Genomic DNA, 21,001 nt, shown 5'->3' on the forward strand with positions numbered 1-21,001 from the left:
TCACCTGGGACTCAGGTCACTGTGACGCGATCGTCCTCTGGAGTAACCTGGGCCACCTCTTGCAAGATCGTGACGACTCGATTGGTCTGTACCCTTTGCCCCCACACCCCTGTCGGAGTGAGCCGAATCGCACTACGGTTCCCCCTGACAGCGGTGTCCCACCAGGATCCACGGAGGTTCACGGTAATGACCCAGCCCGACGGGCAGAACACGACTTTGGACAACCTCCTCTCGGAGAACCGGACGTTCGCCCCGTCCTCCGAGTTCGCGGCGCAGGCCAACGCCACCGCGGAGTTGTACCAACAGGCGGAGCAGGACCGGGAAGGGTTCTGGGCCACGCAGGCCGCACGGTTGCACTGGGATACCGAGTGGAACCAGGTGCTGGACTGGTCGGACGCCCCGTTCGCCAAGTGGTTCGTCGGCGGCAAGCTCAACGTCGCCTACAACTGCGTGGACCGGCACGTCGAGGCCGGCAACGGCGACCGTGTGGCGATCTACTGGGAGGGTGAGCCGGGCGACTCCCGCGCGATCACCTACAACGAGTTGCAGCGCGAGGTCTGCAAGGCCGCCAACGCCCTGAGCGAGCTGGGTGTGGGCACGGGCGACCGCGTGGCCATCTACCTGCCGATGCTGCCCGAGGCCGTGTTCTCCATGCTGGCCTGCGCCCGGCTGGGCGCGTTGCACAGCGTGGTCTTCGGAGGTTTCTCCGCGGAGGCGCTGCGCAGCCGGATCAACGACGCCGAGGCCAAGGTCGTGATCACCTGCGACGGCCAGTACCGCCGCGGCAAGCCGATGGCGCTGAAGGCCAACGTCGACGAGGCGGTCACGGCCACTCCCAGCGTCGAGCACGTGCTCGTCGTGCAGCGCACCGAGCAGGAGGTGGGCTGGAACTCCGGTCACGACAAGTGGTGGCACGACGTCGTCGACCGGCAGTCGGACCAGCACACCCCGGAGGCCTTCGACTCCGAGCACCCGCTCTACATCCTCTACACCTCGGGCACCACCGGTAAGCCCAAGGGCATCCTGCACACCTCGGGCGGCTACCTGACCCAGGCGGCCTACACCCACCAGGCGGTGTTCGACCTCAAGCCCGACTCGGACGTGTACTGGTGCACCGCCGACATCGGGTGGGTCACCGGCCACACCTACATCGTCTACGGACCGCTGGCCAACGGCGCCTCGCAGGTGATCTACGAGGGCACGCCGAACACGCCGGACGAGGGACGGCACTGGGCGATCGTGCAGAAGTACGGGGTGTCGCTGTACTACACGGCCCCGACCACGATCCGCACCTTCATGAAGTGGGGTTCCGACATCCCCGCTCAGTACGACCTGTCCTCGCTGCGCCTGCTGGGCACGGTCGGCGAACCGATCAACCCCGAGGCGTGGATGTGGTACCGCGAGCACATCGGCAACGGCACCGCTCCCATCGTCGACACCTGGTGGCAGACCGAGACCGGCGCCATCATGATCTCGCCCCTGCCCGGCGTCACAGCCGCCAAGCCGGGATCGGCGCAGCAGCCGCTTCCGGGCATCTCGGCCAAGGTCGTCGACGAGGAGGGCAACCAGGTCGGCAACGGTCAGGGCGGCCTGCTGGTGCTGGACAAGCCCTGGCCGGCGATGCTGCGCGGCATCTGGGGCGACGACCAGCGCTTCAAGGAGACCTACTGGTCCAAGTTCGCCGAGCAGGGCTTCTACTTCGCCGGTGACGGCGCCAAGTACGACGAGTCCGGCGACATCTGGCTGCTCGGCCGGGTCGACGACGTCATGAACGTCTCCGGCCACCGGATCTCGACCACCGAGGTCGAGTCGGCGCTGGTGGCGCACTCCACGGTCGCCGAGGCCGCCGTGGTCGGAGCCAGCGACGCCACCACCGGTCAGGGCATCGTCGCGTTCGTGATCCTGCGCGGCGGCACCGGCTCGGAGGACAGCGGTGACTCCGCGACGAACGCCCTGCGCGATCACGTGGCCCACGAGATCGGCCCGATCGCCAAGCCGCGCCAGATCATGGTCGTCTCCGAGCTCCCCAAGACCCGCTCGGGCAAGATCATGCGGCGGCTGCTGCGCGACGTGGCCGAGAACCGCGAGGTCGGCGACGTCTCCACGCTGGCCGACTCCTCCGTGATGGATCAGATCTCGGCGGGCATGAAGAGCGGCTCCGCCGACGAGTGACGTCCGCGGGAGGACGCCCGCCCCGGTGCGGACGTCCTCCCGTGTTCCTTCCCACTAACCCCTTGCCACCCGGCTTGAACAGCGAAAATGCTGAGATCAGCGGTTCGCTGGGGTCGGTCGCACGCCTGTGGGATGTTACGGTCGAACACAAGGTGTGCCGGGAAGACTGGTCGGCGTCAGCGGACCGTACTGTCGTCGACCAGGAGTTGCATCTTGTCCAAAGCCTCTCGCAACAAGCCAGGCGATTCTCCGGCCCGGGCCTTCGGTTTCGGCAACTACCTGCGCAACGAAACCGTCGGCGGCATGGCCATGCTCGCCGCCACGGTGCTGGCGCTGGTCCTGGCCAACACCCCCGCGTCCGGGTTGTACACGGCCGTCAGCGAGTTCCGGGTCGGCCCCCACGCGCTACATCTGGACCTGAGCGTGGCCGAGTGGGCCAAGGACGGCCTGTTGGCGATCTTCTTCTTCGTCGCCGGGCTCGAACTCAAGCGGGAGATGACTGTCGGTGACCTCTCCGACCGCAAGACGGCGACCCTGCCGATCATCGCCGCGCTCGGCGGGATGATCGTCCCCGCCGTCATCGCGTTCGGGGTCAGCTTCGGTGCTCCCGGCTTCGCCGAGGCCTGGGCCATCCCGATGGCCACCGATATCGCCTTCGCGCTCGGTGTGCTGTCGCTGACCGGCTCGGCCCTGCCCACCACAGCCAGGGTGTTCCTGCTCAGCCTCGCCGTCGTCGACGACCTCGGGGCCATCCTGGTCATCGCCGTGCTCTTCACCAGCGGTCTCAACCTGCTGGCGCTGCTGGCCTCGGTCGTGTTGTGCGGCGTGTACTGGTACGCGCAGCACAAGAGGGTCACGACCCCGGTGCTCTACGTCCCGCTGGCCCTGGCCACCTGGATCGCCGTGCACAGCAGTGGCGTCCACGCCACCATCGCCGGAGTCGCCCTGGGACTGCTGACCCGTGTCCGCAAGGACCCCTACGAACCAGCCGCCCCCTCGGTACGGCTGGAGCACCGACTGCAGCCCTGGTCAGCGGGCCTGGTCGTGCCGGTGTTCGCGCTGTTCGCCGCCGGGGTACCCGTCAACGGTGAAGCACTGAGCGAGCTGGCCCACGATCGCGTGGCCATCGCCGTCATCGTCGGGCTGCTCCTCGGCAAGTTCCTCGGGATCTTCGGGACCTCGTTCGCGGCGGTCAAGCTCGGCTTCGGTTCGCCACCGTCCGGGGTGAAATGGACCGATCTGGCCGCCCTCGCGATACTGGGCGGCATCGGCTTCACCGTCAGCCTGCTCATCGCGGACCTGTCGCTGACCGGTGACGCGGCCGAACGGGCCAAGGCCGCCGTGCTGATCGCATCGGCGCTGGCCGCGCTGCTGGCCACGGCCATACTGCTCGTCCGGCAGCGCAAGACGAAACGGCAGAACGCCCTCGGTCCGGACGAGGCGAACTCGTGAGTCGGTCTGGCGAGGATTCACACACGTGGCACGATGACCGGTGTGAACAGCGGCCAGAACAACACCAACGGCCATCGGGCCGGTAGCTCCGCCCACGAGGGAGCGCAGTCGACCGTGACCTCCCTCCCGCTGTCCGAAGAGGGCACCGGGGCGGGCGGCGAGCAGTCCATCGGTTCCCTCGCCCGGGAAGCCACCACACATCTGTCCACACTGGTTCGATCCGAGATCGAGCTGGCCAAGGGCGAGATCGCCGGCGAGGTGCGCAAGGGTCTCAAGGGCAGTGTCTACTTCGTCCTCGCCCTGACCGTGCTCGCGTTCAGCACGTTCTTCCTGTTCTTCACCCTCGCCGAGGGGTTGGCGCAGCTGGGTCTGTGGCGCTGGGCGGCCTTCGGGATCGTGTTCCTGGTGATGCTGCTGGCGGCCGGCCTGTTCGGCCTGCTCGGATACCGGCGCGTCCGCAAGATCCGAGCGCCGAAGCGGACCATGGACACCCTCAAGGACACCGCGCAGCTCACTCACCGGCACCGTCAGGAGCACAAGGACGAGATCCCCGAATGACCGGCGACTCTTCGTCGCCCCCTCGGTTCCCGACGCGGTGACGGGCCGGGGGCGGATCGCCCCCCCCCCGGCCCGGTCGTGGGCACAGGCACAGGCACAGGCGTGAGTGCAGCCGCGCAGCCACGGGCGCATCCGGTGGCCACTGCAAGAGCGAGATCCGGTTTCGCGCGAAACCGGGAAAACCACCGGTGCCGGTCGCGGTTCTAGCTCGTGCAGGTGCCCGTGGGGACGGGTTCGGTGCGGGTGGGAGCGGCTGCGACCTCGTCGGAGACCTGCTGGGCCGTGAGGACGAACCCGGTGTTCGGATCGTCCACGGCCGCGCCGAAGACCAGTCCGACGACGTCACCGGACGCGTCGATCAGCGGCCCGCCCGAGTTCCCGCTGCGCACCTTCGCCCGGACCGTGTAGACGTCGCGCACGACCGTGCGAGTGTCGTAGATGTTGGGACCGCGCAGGTCGAGTCGCTCCCGAACACGCCCGGCCGAAGCGGTGTAGGGACCGTCGAGGGGATAGCCCAGGGCGATCACGCCCTCCCCCGAGTTCGCCGGCTCCGCGACGAAGTCCAGCGCCTCGGCGTCGAGGGCGGGTACCGAGAGCACCGCGATGTCCTCGTCCGGGTCGTAGAGCACCACCTCGGCGGAGAACCGACCCTGGCCGACCTCGACGGCGACCTCGTCGGTACCGGCGACCACGTGCGCGTTGGTCATCACCCGGTGCGGGGCCACGACGAAACCCGTGCCCTCCAGGGCCCGCCCGCAGGAAGGCGCCCGGCCACGGACCTTGACCACGCTCGGGTGCACCTCGCGGACCACCTCGCTGCGGGCCAACTGCGGGTCCGGCGGAGGAATCCGAGCCACCGGTGTCCGGGAGAACGGCGCCAACGCGTCGGGGAAACCGGTAACCCCCAGCATCTCCCGCAGCTCCTCCGGGAGCTGCCGAACCGGTGCGGGCATCACCGAGTTCACGGTGCTCAGCACCGAGGAACCACTGATCGCCGACGCCAGCGCGGGCAGGGCCGCCGCGGAGGTGAACGGCAGCGCGACCAGCCACGCCACCACGAACACCGCGCTGCCCTGCAACAACGCCCCAAGCACGTTGTCCGCGCTGGTGAGCTTGCCCGAGACGATCCGGTCCCGCAGCTCGCGGCCCGCCCACATGCCCAGTGCCTCGCCGAACCCGACCAGCAGCACCACGATCGCCACGCCGAACCCGACCTTGGCGGCGTCACTGGTCAGGCGCTCCAGCACCAGCGGAGCGACCCTGAGCCCGACGATGGCACCGACCAGCACACCGGTGAAGGAGAAAACGGCCGTGATCATCCCGTTGCGCGCCCCGGAAGCGGCTCCCGCCAGTGCCAACAACACCACCAGCAGGTCGACCCAGTTCACCCTGCACCTCCGAGGAACACATACCGCCGAGCGGACGCCCGACCGGCCCTGGATGGCCCACACAGCCACCCAGCGGCCATGAGACACCCCTCCTGCACCGTTTCACATCGCCGGGGGCCCGAAGCCGACGTCATCGGCCTCCTCGGCCGCACGCCACGCCTCGTCGAGATCTCGTACGTCACCCCTGTTCCACTCGCGCGACCACCCCGCGAGGTCGAGCACCCCCGACAGCAGCGCCGCCGTGAAGCCCCACACCAGCATCCCGGGGACCAGGAAGGCGGGAGTCCTCCGCCCCTCACCGAAGCTGACCCGCAGCCTGTTGACCGGATCGGTCAGCCAGGAGATCGGAACCCGGGCCACGGCCGCCGTCTCCGCCGGGTCCACCGGGGCGATCGGTGACGGCTGTTGCCAGTGCGCCAGCACGGGTGTGACGCGGAACGCGCTGTGAGCGACGTGCAGCTCGGGCAGCGTGGCCACGGGCAGGATGCCCGTGGGCAGCACTCCGACCTCCTCGACGGCCTCTCTCAGCGCCGCGGCGACCGGGCCGGTGTCACCCGGATCGAGCGCCCCTCCGGGAAAGGCGACCTGCCCGGGATGCGAGTTCAGGCCGTCGGCCCGGCGCAGCAACAGCACATCGGGCTCGGGATCGGCGCCGAACAGGATCAGCACGGCCGCCCGCCGCGCGTCTGCGGGCGGCAGGGTGCGCGGCCAGCCGAAGTGGTCGACGTCGATGTGGGCGCTGCGCTCGACCAGCGGCCGCAACCAACCGGGCAGGTCGGCCGGATCGACCAGCGGTCCGGAGCGGGGGCTCACCGGGCTGCTCCGGTGATCTCGGAGACCGCGGCGCGAACCTCGTCGGGAGACTCGAAGACCTCGGGATCGAGGCGGTGCACCGCACCGGACGCGGTCACGAGGTAACTGGCGGGCAGCACGGTCGGCACGTTCAGCGCGCCGGAGATGCTCCGGTCGGAGTCGTGCACCGAGGGGAAGCGCACGCCCAGGGAGTCGAGGAGTTCGAGTCCGGCGGCCTGGTCGCTCTGCACCTGGACACCGAGCACCCGTACGGCACCGGGCTGCCGCGAGTACTCCTGGAGCACGGGCAGTTCCTTCCGACACGGTGGGCACCAGGTGGCCCACACGTTGATCAGCGTGGGCTTCCCCGCCGTCGCCGCCGCCACGTCGACGGGAGCCCCGTCGGCCATGCAGGTTCCCCGCGCTCCCGAAAGCTTTTCGGGGCCGGCGGTCGCGGCGGAGGGGCACGGGGCGAGCCTCGTCCGATCACGCAGCTCCGCCAGCCGCGCCGGATCGGTCCGGTCGACCCCGGCCGAGGCGGGCGGAGCGGCCTCGGTCTCCCGCCCGGGGTCGCGCGGCCAGAGCGCGACGGCGGCGAGCACCGCGAGAACCACGACCACGACCGTCCAACGAACCTCGTGCCGAAACTCACCCAGGCGGGCTGTGACACGGCTCATTCCGCCGGCTCCTGCGACGACGCCCGTTCGACGGCGGTGTCCGGTACCTCGTCGGCGGTCACCCCGGCCAGCTCCAGCAGTCGTGGCGCCTCCGAGCCCCTCACCAGCGGAGCGGCCTCGGCGGGGTTCGTCGGGCCGGTGCCGTAGGAGGGGCACTCGGCGGCGAGCAGGCAAGCACCGCAGGCGGGCTTGCGCGAGTGACAGACCCGCCGTCCGTGGAAGATGACCCAGTGGGACAGCATCGTCCAGTCCCGGCGCGGGATCAGCTCACCCACGGCGTGCTCGACCTTGACCGCGTCCTTCTCCTCGGTCCATCCCCAGCGCCGCACCAGCCTGCCGAAGTGCGTGTCGACGGTGATCCCGGGGACGTCGAAGGCGTTGCCGAGGATCACGTTGGCGGTCTTGCGCCCGATACCGGGCAACTCGACCAGCTCTTCCGGGCTCGCCGGCACCTCACCGTCATGACGTTCGACCAGGGCCGCGCCCATCCCCGTCAGCGAGGAGGCCTTGTTGCGGTAGAAGCCCGTCGAACGGATCAACCCCTCCAGTTCGGCGCGATCGGCCCCCGCGTAGTCGGCGGCCGTGGGGTAGCGCTCGAACAGCTTCGGGGTGACCTCGTTCACTCGCTTGTCGGTGCACTGGGCGGACAGGATCGTGGCCACGGCCAGCTGCAGCGGGGTGTCGAAGTTCAGCTCGCACCGCGCCTCCGGATAAGCCCGCTCCAGGGCACGCAGGATCCGGCGGGCCCGCCGCACCAGCCCGGTCCTGGACTCCTCCCCCCGGGCCGCCCGCTTTCCTGGACTGCTTCGCGCACGCTCGGACACCCCCCAAGCTTACGGATTACGCGGACACGGAAGAGCAACCCCGGCCACGAAATCGAGCGTGACGTAGACTGACGTGGCCTTAACACACCCCGGTTGCAACAGCCACGAACGCATGAGCGAGGATTTACCCACCATGACTGCCTGGTTCGTGATCGTCGTACCGCTTGTGATCATGTTCTTCACGCTCTTCATGGAGCGAGTGGAGGCACGTCTCCGGCACGTCGCGGTGCAGGAGAACGAGGTGGAAGAGCTGCTGGAGAACGCCCGCCCGGACGAGGTGCGGGCACTGTTCCGGCAAGGAATTGGACGTGCGCTGGAGCTGTTCCAGCTACGTAGGGTGGGACGCGCCGGTAGACTACGAACGCGCCGTTCCCGTGACCGGTCTTAGACTGGTTGGTGGTGACAGGCGGCACAGTCCGGTCACCGCGTACGTCGCGGGTCCGGCATCGAAAGCAGCCGCCGCGTCTCAACATGGAGGGACGAGGTGGACGAGACCCTAAGCCGGGCCGGCATTTTCCAGGGAGTGGAACCGGCCGCGGCGGAGGCATTGACCCAGTCGCTGGAACCAACGGAGTTCCCGCGTGGACACGTGATCTTCGCCGAAGGTGAGCCGGGTGACCGGCTCTACATTTTGCAGTCCGGCAAAGTCAAGCTGGGCCGCAAGTCCCCGGACGGCAGGGAGAACCTGCTGGCCATCATGGGGCCTTCGGACATGTTCGGCGAATTGTCGATCTTCGACCCCGGGCCGCGGACGTCGACGGCGACCACGGTCACCGAGGTGCGCGCACTGACCATGGACCGCGGTGCGCTGCGGCAGTGGATCAGTACGCGACCGGAGATCGCCGAGCAGTTGCTGCGTGTCATCGCGCGGCGCCTGCGTCGGACCAACGGCATGCTCGCCGATCTGATCTTCACGGACGTGCCCGGCCGGGTGGCCAAAGCACTACTGCAACTCGCGCAGCGTTTCGGCAGCCAGGAGGCCGGTCTGCTGCGAGTCACCCACGACCTCACGCAGGAGGAGATCGCGCAGTACGTCGGGGCCTCACGGGAAACCGTGAACAAGGCACTGGCCGACTTCGCGCATCGTGGCTGGCTGCGGCTCGAGGGCAAGAGCGTGCTCATCCTCGATCCGGAGCGATTGGCTCGACGCGCACGCTGATCGGTCACGCCTCGGCGTGGTTCTTGGCGGTTTCGCGCAAGACCGTGTTTCACGGTTTCGTGCGAAACCGCCAAGAACTGTCAGCGGATACCACTCAGAGTAATCATCGGGCTTCGCAGCGTCCGGAAACCGCCACCGGATCCGCTTCCACGCCCGACGGGACGAACGTCGCCCGAGATGCCGAACGCGGGTCCGGATCACCTTCCACGCGGAGCGCGAACGACGAAGAGGGAACTGGGCGCCACCCCCGACGCGGCGCTCCAGCTCCCTCTTCTCTCGCGTGGCTCGTCCCCCGACCAACCACGCTTCCCCGATCCTCCGATGCGTCGGCCCCGAACCAATGACATCGGAGGCTTGACCCTCGTAACACAGTGTATCGGGTCAACCACCTTGGTGGAAGAGCCATCATGCGCGCCCAACCACGTCCTTGCCAACCCCTTTCACCCCTCAAGACGCAGTGAAGCCCCGCGGGGTTGCATGGCCGCGCGGATTTTTTCGTGGTTCTTTCGCACTCGCCCCCCTGGCCCTCCACGTTGTGCCCACCAAATCGCCACGCGGTGAGGTGAATCACTCGAAAATCAGTGGTACTGGCGTACCAGTAGTTCGATACTGGTACACGTGTCCACTTCCATCTCCCTCGGTGACTACCGCAGAGCCCTGAGCACTCCCGGCGCGGGCGCCCCCGTGCTCGCCTCGTTGCTGGCACGACTGCCGATCGCGATGATCGGCCTGTCCCTGCTGCTCTACGTCGAGCGCGAAACGGGCACGTTCGCCGCCGCCGGGCTGGTCTCGGCCAGCGTGCTGGTCGGGGTGGCCTGCGGTTCTGTCATCCAGGGGCGGGTGATGGACCGGATCGGCCCCAGTCCGCCGCTCCTGGTCATGTCCGGGGTGTTCGGCGTTCTGATCACCGTGGAGATCCTGGCGATCGAGTTCCGAGCTCCGGTCGCCGTACTGACGGTGCTGGCCTTCGCGGACGGCATCACGCAGCCGAACGTCGCGCCGGCCTCGCGCGCCCTGTGGACACGACTGCTCCCCAGCGGGGCGACCCGGGACGCGGCCTACTCCTACGAGGCGATCAGCATGGAGACCTTCTTCATCCTCGGGCCGGGACTGGCCGGACTGCTGGTCGCGCTGCCGTGGCCGGGAACCGGTGTGGTGACCGGAGCCGTCTGCATGATCCTCGGCAGTGTCGGCTTCGCCTGCACCCGCGCGGCCCGCGAGCAACGTCCGCGCACGCGGGAAACCGCCTCGACCAGCCTCCTCGGCGCGATAGCGAGCCCGGGAATGCGCACCGTGGCCACGGCGGCGCTCGGATTCGGCGCACTCCTCGGCATGGTCGAGGTGGCCGTTCCCGCCGCGGCCGAGCAGGCGGGCCGACCCAGCCTGGGCGGACTGATGCTGAGCGTGCTGTCGATCAGCTCGGTGGTCGTGGGGCTGCTGTACGGGATGAGGCCGTGGCCGCGGCCGATGCACCTGCGCCTGCCCGCGCTGCTGCTGGGATTCGCCGTGCTCATCGCCCTGCTGGCGGTTCCGGGCACGCTCTGGGGACTGTCCCTGGCCCTGCTGGTCGCGGGCAGTCTCATCACACCCCAGTCCACCGCGCACTCGGTCGCGATCGAGCTCGCCGCACCCGCCGGTACGGCGACCGAGGCGTTCGGCTGGGTCCTCACCTCGGTGACCCTCGGAGCCGCCGCCGGACAGTCGCTGAGCGGGCAGCTCGTCGAGACCTCCGGGCCGCCGCTGGCCTTCGCGATCGCCGGTGCGATCGGCGTCGTCCTGGCCCTGACCCTCTGGGTACGTCGCCACACCCTGGCGCCCACCCCCGCGCACGCCGACCTCGCCACGGTCTGAGCCGCGGGTGGCCGCTGACCGGTCACAGCTCGCCGAGTTCGTCGAGGTGGGCGAGCTGGGCACGCACCGTGCTCTCGGCGGCCGGCCACACCGAGGGGTCGACGTCGGCGTAGACGATCTCGACCACCCGACGAGCGCTGACCCCGCCGCCGTGCTCACGCACGACCGCGCGCACCTGGTCGAGCCGCTGCTCACGGTGGGCGAGATAAGCCGAAGCGGCCGTCCGCGCGTCGTCCAGCTCGGGGCCGTGGCCGGGCAGCACCAGCGTCCCCGCGGGCAGCTCGGCCAGTTTCCGCAGCGATGCGAGGTAGGAGCCCAGGTGCCCGTCCGGATGAGCGACCACCGTGGTGCCCCGGCCCAGGATGGTGTCCCCGGAGAAGACCGCGGCGACACCGTCGTGCTCGACGGACAACGACACCGAGTCGGTGGTGTGTCCCGGAGTGGCCAGCACCCGCAGTTCGAGTCCGGCCGCCCGGATCGTCTCGCCGTCGACGAGCGCGGCGCCGTCACGGCACCACGACGGGTCGAGCGCGCGGACCGGCGCGCCGGTGAGCTCGGCGAACTCGTCGACGCCCGCGACGTGGTCGGGATGACAGTGGGTCAGCAGGACCAGTGCTACCGGGCCGTGCTCGGTGAGCCGGCGCAGGTGCTCGACGTCGGCCGGGCCCGGGTCGATCACGACGCACTCGTGCGCCGCCGGAGCACGCACCAGCCACGTGTTGGTGCCCTCCAGGGTCATCGGCGAGGGATTGTGCGCCAGCACGACCGCCGCGTACGGCGTGACCTGCCGCAGCATCCCGTAGGCGGGATGGTCTCGGACCTGACTCACTCGTCCTCCTCGGCAAGCACGACGCGCCACGCTCCGTCACGACGGACCACCCGGGGCACGACTCGTCCGATCCGCCGCTCGGTGACCAGCGCGTCGGGGACGGTGTCGCACGCGGCCAGCTCGGTCAAGGTCACCCAGGTGGGTGGGAGCAGACCGCAGCGACCCTGCTGCCGGTCCTCCAGCACCTCGGCCGGGCGCTGCCAGTAGGCGTGAGCGACCTCGGTGGTCACCGCGTCGGCACGCTGTCCCGACGGCATCGCGGCGAGGAAGAACCGGGTGTCGTAGCGCCGGGGCTCCACTTCCGGAGTGACCCAGTTTCCCCACGGGCGAAGCAGGTCGGCGCGCAGCACCAGCCCCGCTTCGGCCAGGAACCCGGCCAGGGAGAGCTCGCGGGAAACGAGCGCGTCCCGCGCCGCGGAGTAAGCGGAGGTCTCGCTCACGACCGTGTTCGCGTCCGGCCCGGCCAGGAGGACACCCGACTCCTCGAAGGTCTCCCGCACCGCCGCGCACACCAGTGCGCGAGCCGTTTCCGGCATGCAGCCGAACCGCTCGGCCCACCAGGACGGCGCCGGGCCGCTCCAGTCCACCGAGGTGTCGGCGTCACGCCGATCGACGCCACCACCGGGGAACACCGTCATGCCCCCGGCGAAGGGCATCCCCTCCACCCTGCGTTGCAGGAACACCTCCGGCCCCGAGGCGGTGTCGCGCAACAGCATCACGGTCGCCGCGTCCCGCGGAGGAACCGGAGTCTCCGGCGGCACCTCGGGAACGAACTCCTCCGGCAGGGTCATGTCCTCGGGCAGGCGCATGGCCGACACCTTACGGTTCCGAGCCGTATCACCGTAAGTGGTGATCAGCCCGCCTGGGGAGGATGCTGCTGCGAGGAGTTGATCGGGGGGAACCCACCGGTACCCGGCATGGTCGCCAACCAGGACTCCTGCTGTTGGTTCTCCGGAACCCTGTCGTCGCCGTCCTGCTCGCGCTGGGCCAGCTCCTCGTGCAGCTTGCGCAGGAGGTTGCGCTCCCGGTCGGTCAGTTTCGCGTCCACCGCGGCCGGTACTCGAGGATTGTTCTCCCCCTCGGCCACGGGTTCACGGTCGACCGGTTCGTGCTCGACCACCGGCTCGCGCTCGACCACCGGCTCGCGCTCGACCACCGGCTCGCGCTCGACCACCGAGTCACGCTCGACCACCGGCTCGCGCTCGACCACCGAGTCACGCTCGACCACCGGCTCGCGCTCGACCACCGAGTCACGCTCGACCACCGGCTCGCGCTCGGAGTCGTGGTCCGGAAACCAGGAATCCCCCGCGAGCGGGGAAGCCGTCTCGACGGAACTCGAAAACCCGGGCGTGGGCTCGGGCGTGGCGACGGGCTCGGTCACAGCAGGTTCGGGCGTAACCGGCTCGAACGCGGCGGGTTCGGACGCGAGGGGGTCGGCCCGGGGCGGCTCCGGACCGGCGGCGATCTCGGTGGGCGGCACCCGGGCCGGAGGTTCGGCGGCTAAGTCACTGACGCCGACTTCCTTCCGCTCACCACCGGACTGCTGCCTCGAGGCACGCGAGCGACCGGATCCCCGCGCGGTCGTGGTGGTCGTGTCGACCGTGATCCGGCGTGCCGCCGCCAGGGCGTCGCGGTGGTACCGGGGCAGCTCGGTTCCGGTCTCGAACACGTCGACCGAGCAGCTGAGCCCGGCACGCCGCAGCGCCTGCAACAGCTGGTAGCCCACGGCGGTCACGGTTCCCTCCGAACCGACCTCGGCCAACAGCACCCGCCGAGGAACAGCCCCGTAGGTCACCCCGGCCGGGGTGACCCGGGAGACGCACCACAGCGCCTGGAGCCCGGTGAGTCGCTGCGCGACCGGGTGCAGGGCCTCGGCGACGTCGCCGTCCGGCACCTCCGGCTCGCCGAAGCGGTGCTCCTCGGGAGGCACCGTTTCCACGACGTGCAGCCGGTCGACCAGCGAGCGCTTCGAGCGCACCTGATCCAGCACCCAGCGCAGCTGATACTGCTCGGTCGGCGTGACGGGAACGCGGCCCGCCAGCAGGCAACCGGTGAGCAGCTCGACGGCCTCCGCCGGATGCCCGGCGCCGATCATCTCGCGCGCCGTGTTCAGCGCGTCGTCGTCCACCCGCCCCGTCATCCCCAGTAGCAGGGTGTGCAGTCGTTCCACGGAATCGCCCTCAGCGTCCACCAACACCAGTCTCCTTCACCACGATTCGGGTCCCACCGACGACCACGGCGTTGTCAGCTCCGGCCCGCGGTCACCGCGAGTTCCTCGGAACCCGCGCAGACCAGTACCGACTCGGCCAGTGCCGCCCGGTGGTACGCGGTGGGCTCCATGTCCGAGGGCAGTACCTCCACTCGGGGCGCCGGTTCACCGAGCGCGCGCAGGATGCGCTGGATCTCCCCGGTGAGCTCGATGAAGTCGGTGGTGGCGCTCACCAGCAGCACCCGCCTGAGCTCGTTCGATCCGGGACGACGGCGCCAGCTGCTGCGCACCTCGCCGATGCCGGGACGTCCGCGCAGGGTCGCTCCCAGCACGAGCACCTCCGAATCGGCACTGCCGCCGACGGGAGCCTCGGCCGTGAAGGTGCAGCCCCCGGTACCGGAGTCCGCACCGGGCAGGATCGAGTCGACCACGGCCGGGTCCGCTCCCAGCGGCAGCAGGGCGTCGGCCAGCAGTCGATGGTCGGCGTCATCGAGACCGGTCCGCTCCCTCAACAGCACACCGGGTAGCGAGAGGGCGACCACGTCCGCCGCGTCACCGGACAGCCAGTCGCGGTAGCGCCACAACTGCTCGTCGGGCAGCCGACCGGCGAGTCGAAGCAGTAGCTCGTGGCAGGCCAGGCCGGTTTCTCGGTCGGTCACGTCGCGCCATCCCCTCAGGTGCGTCTCCCCGCACACGCCGTCTGACACCCGTTCAGGTGAACTCTCCCCGGGCCGGGCCGGTGTATCAACCCCCGACAACCGGTTACTTCGGTTACACACAGCAAACAAGACTCCTTTTGGATCACCCAAGCGGGGGGGTAATCCAAGGAGGAGCTACACGAAGGGTACTTGTTACCGAATCCATACGGGGCAGAAGTGCGCGGATGAGGGCGTCGTGTGTCTTTCGGGCCGCGGACGACCCGAAAGACACACGGCTCACGCGACCTCGACGATCAGTTCCACCTCGACGGGAGCGCCCAGGGGAAGTTCGGCCACACCGACGGCCGAACGGGCGTGCTGCCCCGCATCACCGAAGACCTCACCGAGCAGTTCCGAGGCACCGTTGACCACGGCGGGCTGTTCGGTGAACCCTTCCGCCGAAGCCACGAACCCGACGACCTTGACCACGCGCTCGATGGAGTCCAACCCCACCAGAGAGTCGACCGCGGCCAGTGCGTTGAGCGCGCAGGTACGGGCGTGGCGCTGGGCGTCCGGAAGGGACACACCGGAACCGACCTTGCCCGCGCCGGCGAGCTGCCCCTCCACCATCGGTACCTGACCGGCTGTGTACACGTGCGATCCCGTGCGCACGGCGGGGACGTAGGAGGCCACCGGCGTCACGACCCGGGGCAGCTCGATGCCGAGCCCGGTCAGCCGGTCCGTCCAGCGGCCCACGTCAGCCTTCCTTCTCACGCTTCATGTAAGCGACCATCTGCTCACCGGTCGGCCCGGGCAGGACCGCGACGAGCTCCCAGCCGTCCTCACCCCACTGGTCCAGGATCTGCTTGGTCGCGTGGCTGAGCAGCGGTACTGTCGAGTACTCCCATTTAGTCATACGCATCACCATAAGAGCGTCAGCGCGGTGACGTACGTAACGGTGCCCGTAGGCGACGTCGCCCCGGCCGTCCCACGGCCACGAACCGAGCGCGGCAGACATCACGGCCACCACGCGCCTACGCTGCTGGTGTGACGACCTCGGAATGGAGTGGGGAACTGGACCAGGCCCGGCTGCACTTCGTCAGCGGCAAGGGCGGCGTCGGCAAGACCACGGCCGCCGCCGCGCTGGCGCTCGCGCTGGCCACCGGCGGGCGCCGCGTGCTGCTCGTCGAGGTGGAGGGCAGGCAGGGCCTGGCCCAGCTCTTCGACACCCCACCGCTGCCCTACTCCGAAGAGTGGATCGCCTCGGCACCGGGCGGCGGTGAACTGCGCGCACTGGCCATCGACGCGGAAGCGGCCCTGCTGGAATACCTGGACATGTTCTACAGCCTCGGCTTCGCGGGGCGCACGCTGCGCCGAATGGGCGCGGTCGAGTTCGCCACGACCCTGGCGCCGGGGCTGCGTGACGTGCTTTTCACCGGCAAGATCAAGGAGTGCGTCGGCCGCACCGACCGGGGTGGGCGGCACTTCTACGACGCCGTCGTCGTCGACGCGCCCCCCACGGGGCGGGTGGTGAAGTTCCTCGACGTCACCAGGGCGATGGCCGACCTGGCCAAGGTGGGGCCGATCCGCGGGCAGAGCGAAGGCGTCGTGCGGCTGCTGCACTCCGGTGACACGGTCGTGCACCTGGTCACCCTGCTGGAGGAACTGCCGGTGCGCGAAACGCTGGAGACCGTGGAGGAGCTCGACGCGGCCGACCTGCGTCCGGGGGCGGTACTGCTCAACCGGGTGAAACCGCCGCGGCTGGCGGCACGTTCGGTGGCGGCTGCCTCCGGGGGCCGGGTGGACGCCTCGCGGATTCGCTCCGGACTCGAGTCGGCCGGCCTGGGCTGGGAGGGCGGCGTTCTCGACGGACTGGTCGACGAAACCATCGAGCACGCCACCCGCGTCCGCGCCGAGGAGCAGGCTCGCGAACGGCTCACCACGACCGATCTCCCCGCGATCACGCTGCCGGAGTTCACCGACGGCATCGACGTCGCGGCTCTCTACGAACTCGCCGAGACGCTCGGTGAACACGGAGTGGGAGGCAGCCGATGAGCCCGGCGGGGGAACTCGACGTCGACCGGCTGCTGGACGATCCCGCCAACAACGTCCTCGTGTGCTGCGGCTCCGGCGGTGTCGGCAAGACGACCACCGCCGCCGCGCTGGCGATCCGCGCGGCCGAACGCGGCCGCAGGACGGTCGTGCTCACGATCGATCCGGCCCGGCGGCTCGCGCAGGCACTGGGGCTGCGCGAACTGGACAATCAACCCCGCGGGGTGGACCAGGGCGCCTTGGAGGGGCCGGGCGAGCTCAGCGCCATGATGTTGGACATGCGCCGCACCTTCGACGACATGGTGCTGGCCCACGCCGGCCGCGAGCGCGCCCAGCAGATCCTGGACAACCCCTTCTACCAGACGATCTCCACGTCGTTCTCCGGCACGCAGGAGTACATGGCGATGGAGAAGCTCGGCCAGCTCGTCGCCCGCGACGACTGGGACCTGATCGTGGTGGACACGCCGCCGAGCCGGTCCGCGCTGGACTTCCTGGACGCCCCGCAACGGTTGTCGACGGTCCTGGACAGTCGTCTGATCCGCATGTTGTCCAGCCCGGCACGCGTGGGCGGCAAGGGACTGCGCAAGATCGTGGGAACCGGCTTCGGCATGTTCTCCAAGGCGGTCTCGTCGGTGATCGGCACCCAGCTGCTGGCCGACGCCTCGGCCTTCGTGCAGGCCTTCGACTCGACCTTCGGAGGTTTTCGGGAGCGCGCCGACAACACCTACCGGCTGCTGCGCTCACCCGGCACGTCGTTCCTGGTCGTGGCCTCCCCCGAGGCGGACGCGCTGCGGGAGGCCTCCTTCTTCGTCGAGCGCCTGGCGGGGGAGGCGATGCCGCTGGCGGGGATGGTGGCCAACCGCACGCATCCGGTGCTGGCCGACCTGCCCGCCTCCAAGGCGCTGTCCGCCGCCGAGGAGCTGGAACTGTCCGGTTCGGCACCGTTGGCCGCCTCGGTGCTGCGGCTGCACGCCGATCGCGTCGCGACGGCCGAACGGGAGAAACGGCTGCTCTCCCGGTTCACCCGAGCACATCCGGAGGCTCCGCTCGTCGGTGTCCCCGCGCTACCCGCCGACGTGCACGACATGGAGGGGCTGCGCGAGATCGGTCGCAGACTCGCCGGCGAGTGAACACACGTGGATGGGCATCCTGCACAAGAGACGTTCAGTCGGGCGCGAGTACTGCGTCGTTCCACGACTGCCGTGTCGCGTCGCCCAGCGACCGGGGATCCCATCCACGTGCTGTCGGTTTCGGTCGTTCACCGCGGTGAGCGGCCGGGGCGTTCTCGGCGAGAACCACCCGCCGCGCCCGAGCGGTCAGCTCACCTGGTAGTACTCGAGATCGGTGTAGTCACGACGAGCCGCTTCCAGCAGGTCGCGCCAGTTGCGCACGTCCGGGCGGCGGCGCAGCAGCGCGCGTCGTTCCCGTTCCGTCATACCCCCCCACACACCGAATTCGATCTTGTTGTCCAACGCCTCGGCCAGGCATTCGGTACGGACCGGGCATCCGAAGCACACCATGCGCGCCTTGCGCTGCTCGGCGCCCCGTACGAACAACTGGTCCGGGTTCTCGTCACGACACGCGGCCTGGACCCGCCAGTCCCCCTGCTCGAACATAATATTCCCCCAGCTCCTCACTGGATCGTCGGCGACCGTTCTCCTCCGGAACCCCCCGGCACCGGGACACTCGTGAACCACCGGGAGCAAGCTCCCGGACGGTCCGCTTCGGGTTGTCGCTGGACGTGGACGTACTGTAGGACTTCGCGGTTCCATCCCCCAACAATCTTTGTCAGTCCGTTATGTTCGGACTCATCACATCGGGGGTTCTTTCACCGTGACCCTCTGTGATCTTGACGACACGCCCCTACGATGAACCCCGTGAGTGTCAGGGGCGGCGTACTCAAACTGTTCGGGCTGTGCGTGCTGGCCGGGGTCTTGGTGGCCGGCATGCTCTTCCCCGCCGTGGGCTCGCTCGGGGTGGTTTCCAAGCGGGCCGGCGACTCCGTGGACAACATCGCCGCGAAGATCGCCAACAAGCCGCCTCCACTGGTATCGACGTTCACCGACCGCACGGGCAATCCGATCGCCTACGTCTACGCGCAGCACCGCACTCCGGTGGCTCCCGACCAGATCGCCGACACCATGAAGGCGGCCATCGTGTCGATCGAGGACCAGCGGTTCTTCGAGCACGAGGGCGTGGACTGGCCCGGAACCGTGCGCGCCTTCCTGAGCAACCGCGTCGCCGGACACATCACCCAGGGCGCATCGACCATCACCCAGCAGTACGTCAAGAACTACCTGGTGCACGTGGTCGCCGCGGACAATCCGGTCGAACAGGCCGACGCCACGGAACAAACCATCGCGCGCAAGCTGCGCGAGATGCGCATCGCGCTGCAGCTGGAGAAACGGCTGAGCAAGCAGCAGCTGCTCACCCGCTACCTCAACGTCGTGCCCTTCGGCAACCAGACCTTCGGGGTCGCCGCTGCCGCCCGCACCTACTTCGACGCCAAGCCCAGCGAACTCACGATCCCGCAGGCCGCGCTGTTGGCGGGCATCGTCAACAGCCCCGGTTCGCTGAACCCGGTGACCCAGCCCGCCGACGCGAAGTACCGGCGCGACCTCGTCATCGACGCGATGGCCAAGCAGCGGCGGATCACCGAGCAGACCGCTCGTGCGGCCAAGGCCTCCCCGCTGGGCGTCAAGAAACCGCTCAACGACCTGCCCAACGGATGCGCCGGAGCCGGGGCCGCCAACGGGTTCTTCTGCAAGTACGCGCTGGACTACCTGGAACGTGCCGGGTTCTCCCGGGAACAGCTCAACAAGGGCGGCTACACCATCCGCACCACGCTGGACCAGCGGATCACGGCCGCGGCGCAGCAGGCGGCCAAGGAGAACGCGCCGCCGAAGAAGAGCGAAGGCATCATGAACGCCATGTCGGTGGTGGAGCCCGGCAAGAAGAAGCACAAGGTCCGCGCGCTGGTCACCAACCGCGACTTCGGCAACGACGCGAGCGAGGGGCAGACCGCCTACGCCTGGCCCAGCTCGATGATCACGCACGGTGCCGGGTCGGTCTACAAGACCTTCGTCGCCGCCGCCGCCCTGGAGCAGGGCATGGGGATCTACAACACGATCCCCGCCCCGGGCAGTTACACCTCGAAGGTCTACTCGAACGGCACCGCTCCCTACACGGTGGGCAACGCCGAAGGCATCAATCCGGGCCCCAGAACGCTGCAGATGGCACTGGCGACCTCGCCGAACACCGCGTTCGTGGCGCTCCAGGAAAAGGTCGGCCTCAACGACGCCGTGGACATGGCCGTGCGGCTCGGCATGCGCAAAACCATGCTGCGCAGCAATTTCGGCGGTCAGCCACTCACACCGAACGGGTCGAACGGCCCCTCCCAGGCGAAGGCGGTCAAGCAGGGGAACTTCGGCGGCTTCACCCTGGGGTTCACCGCCACCAGCCCCCTGGAACTGTCCAACGTGGCGGCCACGCTGCACAGCGGCGGAGTGTGGTGCCCGCCCAGTCCGATCAAGAAGATCACCGATCGCCACGGCAACCTGGTGACGATCACCGAGCGGCCCTGCGAGCAGGTCGTCGACGAGAAACTGGCCAACGCCATGGTGGTCGGGATGAGCAAGGACACCGGTTCCGAGGGGACCGCGGGCGCCGCGGCGCGCGAGGTCAACTGGAGTCGTCCGACGCTGGGCAAGACCGGAACCACCGAGCGCTACCAGTCGGCGGCGTTCATCGGTTCCACCGCGCACCTGGCCGGTTCGGTGCTGACTTTCGCACCACAGGCCAATGGACAGGGGATCTGCGTCGGCAACCCGCCCCAGCTGTGCGGCGAGGGCAACATCTACGGCGGCACGGTTCCGGCGCACACGTGGATGGACGCGATGAAGCCCGTTCACGAGGGGCTGCCCGTCGTCCCCCTGCCGCCCACGACGAAGCGCTACGCCGAGGGCGGCTCGGCCGCGCAGGTCCCCAACGTGGTCGGCAAGAGCGCGAAACAGGCCGAACAAGTCCTGACCGGGGCCGGGTACGAGGTCACCAGGCAACCGGTGAACAGTTCCCGGAAGCAGGGCACGGTGACGAGCCAGTCCCCGCGTGGTTCCGCGCTGCCCGGAACGAAGGTGACGATCTCGGTGAGCACCGGCTACATCCCGCCCCCGCAGACCCGGACGAAGAAGCCGGCACCGCCCACCAGCGAACGACCGCCCTCTCGGGGCGACCAGTCGCCGACCAGCGCACCGGGATCGACGCGGAAGCCGTCGGCGCCGCCCTCGGACACCCCGTCGGCGCCACCGTCACCGACCGAGACGGAGCAGCCGGCGCTGCAGTCGGACGCCTTCCCCGCCGATGACGAGGCCGGCATCGGCGGCCCCGAGGACTGAGACCGG

Annotated in this window: 20 protein-coding genes; 9 read left to right on the forward strand and 11 right to left on the reverse strand. The window is 69.4% G+C overall.

Translation table 11 applies throughout. From position 1 onward, the window contains the following. Positions 1-186: 186 nt before the first annotated feature. The 3 genes from acs to FHX42_RS23055 all read left to right on the forward strand — a co-directional run bounded on the left by acs (position 187) and on the right by FHX42_RS23055 (position 4,182). Positions 187-2,172 carry an acetate--CoA ligase gene (acs, locus tag FHX42_RS23045; protein WP_182546567.1) on the forward strand — a complete coding sequence of 662 codons (1,986 nt, stop codon included), beginning with the start codon at positions 187-189 and terminating at the stop codon, positions 2,170-2,172. A 213-nt stretch (positions 2,173-2,385) separates the two neighbouring features. Beyond that, complete coding sequence (gene nhaA / locus FHX42_RS23050; protein WP_182546568.1) at positions 2,386-3,624, forward strand: Na+/H+ antiporter NhaA; 1,239 nt, start codon at positions 2,386-2,388, stop codon at positions 3,622-3,624. Between the two features lie 33 nt (positions 3,625-3,657). Continuing rightward, a complete protein-coding gene (locus tag FHX42_RS23055; RefSeq protein ID WP_182546569.1) occupies positions 3,658-4,182 on the forward strand; it encodes a phage holin family protein in 525 nt (174 codons plus the stop codon). Between the two features lie 203 nt (positions 4,183-4,385). Here FHX42_RS23055 and FHX42_RS23060 read toward each other — a convergent pair whose 3' ends face one another. The 4 genes from FHX42_RS23060 to nth all read right to left on the reverse strand — a co-directional run bounded on the left by FHX42_RS23060 (position 4,386) and on the right by nth (position 7,863). After that, positions 4,386-5,570, reverse strand: coding sequence for a MarP family serine protease (locus FHX42_RS23060; protein WP_182546570.1), 1,185 nt, complete (start codon positions 5,568-5,570; stop codon positions 4,386-4,388). Positions 5,571-5,672: 102 nt separating this feature from the next. Continuing rightward, a complete protein-coding gene (locus FHX42_RS23065; RefSeq protein ID WP_182546571.1) occupies positions 5,673-6,383 on the reverse strand; it encodes an NUDIX hydrolase in 711 nt (236 codons plus the stop codon). Further along, on the reverse strand, positions 6,380-7,039 hold the full coding sequence (locus FHX42_RS23070; protein ID WP_182546572.1) for a TlpA family protein disulfide reductase: 660 nt from the start codon (positions 7,037-7,039) through the stop codon (positions 6,380-6,382). Before FHX42_RS23070 ends, FHX42_RS23065 begins: the two co-directional genes overlap by 4 nt. Continuing rightward, positions 7,036-7,863 carry an endonuclease III gene (nth, locus tag FHX42_RS23075; protein ID WP_182546573.1) on the reverse strand — a complete coding sequence of 276 codons (828 nt, stop codon included), beginning with the start codon at positions 7,861-7,863 and terminating at the stop codon, positions 7,036-7,038. The genes FHX42_RS23070 and nth overlap by 4 nt, the downstream gene beginning before the upstream one ends. Before the next feature lie 133 nt (positions 7,864-7,996). Between nth and FHX42_RS23080 the strand changes: the two genes are divergently transcribed. From FHX42_RS23080 to FHX42_RS23090, 3 genes are all read left to right on the forward strand, one after another. Continuing rightward, a complete protein-coding gene (locus tag FHX42_RS23080) occupies positions 7,997-8,251 on the forward strand; it encodes a hypothetical protein (RefSeq protein WP_019855884.1) in 255 nt (84 codons plus the stop codon). 96 nt (positions 8,252-8,347) lie between these two features. Continuing rightward, positions 8,348-9,022: a Crp/Fnr family transcriptional regulator gene (locus FHX42_RS23085; RefSeq protein ID WP_182546574.1), complete on the forward strand. Its 675-nt coding sequence runs from the start codon at positions 8,348-8,350 to the stop codon at positions 9,020-9,022. A gap of 618 nt (positions 9,023-9,640) precedes the next feature. After that, positions 9,641-10,873, forward strand: a complete 1,233-nt coding sequence (locus FHX42_RS23090; RefSeq protein ID WP_328796689.1) for an MFS transporter — start codon at positions 9,641-9,643, stop codon at positions 10,871-10,873. A 22-nt stretch (positions 10,874-10,895) separates the two neighbouring features. Here FHX42_RS23090 and FHX42_RS23095 read toward each other — a convergent pair whose 3' ends face one another. The 6 genes from FHX42_RS23095 to FHX42_RS23120 form a co-directional block, all read right to left on the reverse strand. Continuing rightward, the gene (locus FHX42_RS23095; protein ID WP_182546776.1) at positions 10,896-11,669 is read right to left on the reverse strand and encodes an MBL fold metallo-hydrolase; all 774 of its coding nucleotides are present in this window, start codon (positions 11,667-11,669) and stop codon (positions 10,896-10,898) included. A 29-nt stretch (positions 11,670-11,698) separates the two neighbouring features. Beyond that, positions 11,699-12,493: an NUDIX hydrolase gene (locus FHX42_RS23100; protein WP_220480799.1), complete on the reverse strand. Its 795-nt coding sequence runs from the start codon at positions 12,491-12,493 to the stop codon at positions 11,699-11,701. Between the two features lie 62 nt (positions 12,494-12,555). Then, positions 12,556-13,899: a hypothetical protein gene (locus FHX42_RS23105; protein ID WP_328796690.1), complete on the reverse strand. Its 1,344-nt coding sequence runs from the start codon at positions 13,897-13,899 to the stop codon at positions 12,556-12,558. A gap of 47 nt (positions 13,900-13,946) precedes the next feature. Beyond that, entirely contained in the window at positions 13,947-14,570 is a 624-nt protein-coding gene (locus FHX42_RS23110; RefSeq protein WP_182546576.1) for a hypothetical protein, read from the reverse strand. 276 nt (positions 14,571-14,846) lie between these two features. Beyond that, complete coding sequence (locus FHX42_RS23115; protein ID WP_182546577.1) at positions 14,847-15,305, reverse strand: RidA family protein; 459 nt, start codon at positions 15,303-15,305, stop codon at positions 14,847-14,849. Position 15,306: 1 nt separating this feature from the next. Further along, positions 15,307-15,471 carry a DUF4177 domain-containing protein gene (locus FHX42_RS23120; protein ID WP_220480802.1) on the reverse strand — a complete coding sequence of 55 codons (165 nt, stop codon included), beginning with the start codon at positions 15,469-15,471 and terminating at the stop codon, positions 15,307-15,309. 125 nt (positions 15,472-15,596) lie between these two features. On the opposite strand from FHX42_RS23120, the gene FHX42_RS23125 reads away from it, so the two are divergent. Together FHX42_RS23125 and FHX42_RS23130 are read left to right on the forward strand one after the other, a co-directional pair. Continuing rightward, positions 15,597-16,604, forward strand: coding sequence for an ArsA-related P-loop ATPase (locus FHX42_RS23125; protein ID WP_182546579.1), 1,008 nt, complete (start codon positions 15,597-15,599; stop codon positions 16,602-16,604). Continuing rightward, complete coding sequence (locus tag FHX42_RS23130) at positions 16,601-17,731, forward strand: ArsA family ATPase (protein ID WP_182546580.1); 1,131 nt, start codon at positions 16,601-16,603, stop codon at positions 17,729-17,731. The genes FHX42_RS23125 and FHX42_RS23130 overlap by 4 nt, the downstream gene beginning before the upstream one ends. A gap of 186 nt (positions 17,732-17,917) precedes the next feature. Here FHX42_RS23130 and FHX42_RS23135 read toward each other — a convergent pair whose 3' ends face one another. Further along, positions 17,918-18,217: a WhiB family transcriptional regulator gene (locus FHX42_RS23135; RefSeq protein ID WP_182546581.1), complete on the reverse strand. Its 300-nt coding sequence runs from the start codon at positions 18,215-18,217 to the stop codon at positions 17,918-17,920. A gap of 252 nt (positions 18,218-18,469) precedes the next feature. Between FHX42_RS23135 and FHX42_RS23140 the strand changes: the two genes are divergently transcribed. Beyond that, positions 18,470-20,995, forward strand: a complete 2,526-nt coding sequence (locus tag FHX42_RS23140; RefSeq protein WP_182546582.1) for a transglycosylase domain-containing protein — start codon at positions 18,470-18,472, stop codon at positions 20,993-20,995. Positions 20,996-21,001 lie beyond the last annotated feature (6 nt).

It is taken from the genome of Halosaccharopolyspora lacisalsi, assembly GCF_014137975.1.
In the GTDB taxonomy this organism is placed as follows: domain Bacteria; phylum Actinomycetota; class Actinomycetes; order Mycobacteriales; family Pseudonocardiaceae; genus Halosaccharopolyspora; species Halosaccharopolyspora lacisalsi.

What these genes read in the sequence shown, in the direction of transcription:
- acs (WP_182546567.1), top strand. Translation starts at nt 187, where the DNA reads ATGACCCAGCCCGACGGGCAGAACACGACTTTGGACAACCTCCTCTCG.
- FHX42_RS23055 (WP_182546569.1), top strand. Translation starts at nt 3,658, where the DNA reads ATGACCGGTGTGAACAGCGGCCAGAACAACACCAACGGCCATCGGGCC.
- FHX42_RS23070 (WP_182546572.1), bottom strand. Translation starts at nt 7,039, where the DNA reads ATGAGCCGTGTCACAGCCCGCCTGGGTGAGTTTCGGCACGAGGTTCGT.
- FHX42_RS23080 (WP_019855884.1), top strand. Translation starts at nt 7,997, where the DNA reads ATGACTGCCTGGTTCGTGATCGTCGTACCGCTTGTGATCATGTTCTTC.
- FHX42_RS23095 (WP_182546776.1), bottom strand. Translation starts at nt 11,669, where the DNA reads ATGCTGCGGCAGGTCACGCCGTACGCGGCGGTCGTGCTGGCGCACAAT.
- FHX42_RS23100 (WP_220480799.1), bottom strand. Translation starts at nt 12,493, where the DNA reads ATGACCCTGCCGGAGGAGTTCGTTCCCGAGGTGCCGCCGGAGACTCCG.
- FHX42_RS23120 (WP_220480802.1), bottom strand. Translation starts at nt 15,471, where the DNA reads ATGCGTATGACTAAATGGGAGTACTCGACAGTACCGCTGCTCAGCCAC.
- FHX42_RS23130 (WP_182546580.1), top strand. Translation starts at nt 16,601, where the DNA reads ATGAGCCCGGCGGGGGAACTCGACGTCGACCGGCTGCTGGACGATCCC.
- FHX42_RS23135 (WP_182546581.1), bottom strand. Translation starts at nt 18,217, where the DNA reads ATGTTCGAGCAGGGGGACTGGCGGGTCCAGGCCGCGTGTCGTGACGAG.
- FHX42_RS23140 (WP_182546582.1), top strand. Translation starts at nt 18,470, where the DNA reads ATGAACCCCGTGAGTGTCAGGGGCGGCGTACTCAAACTGTTCGGGCTG.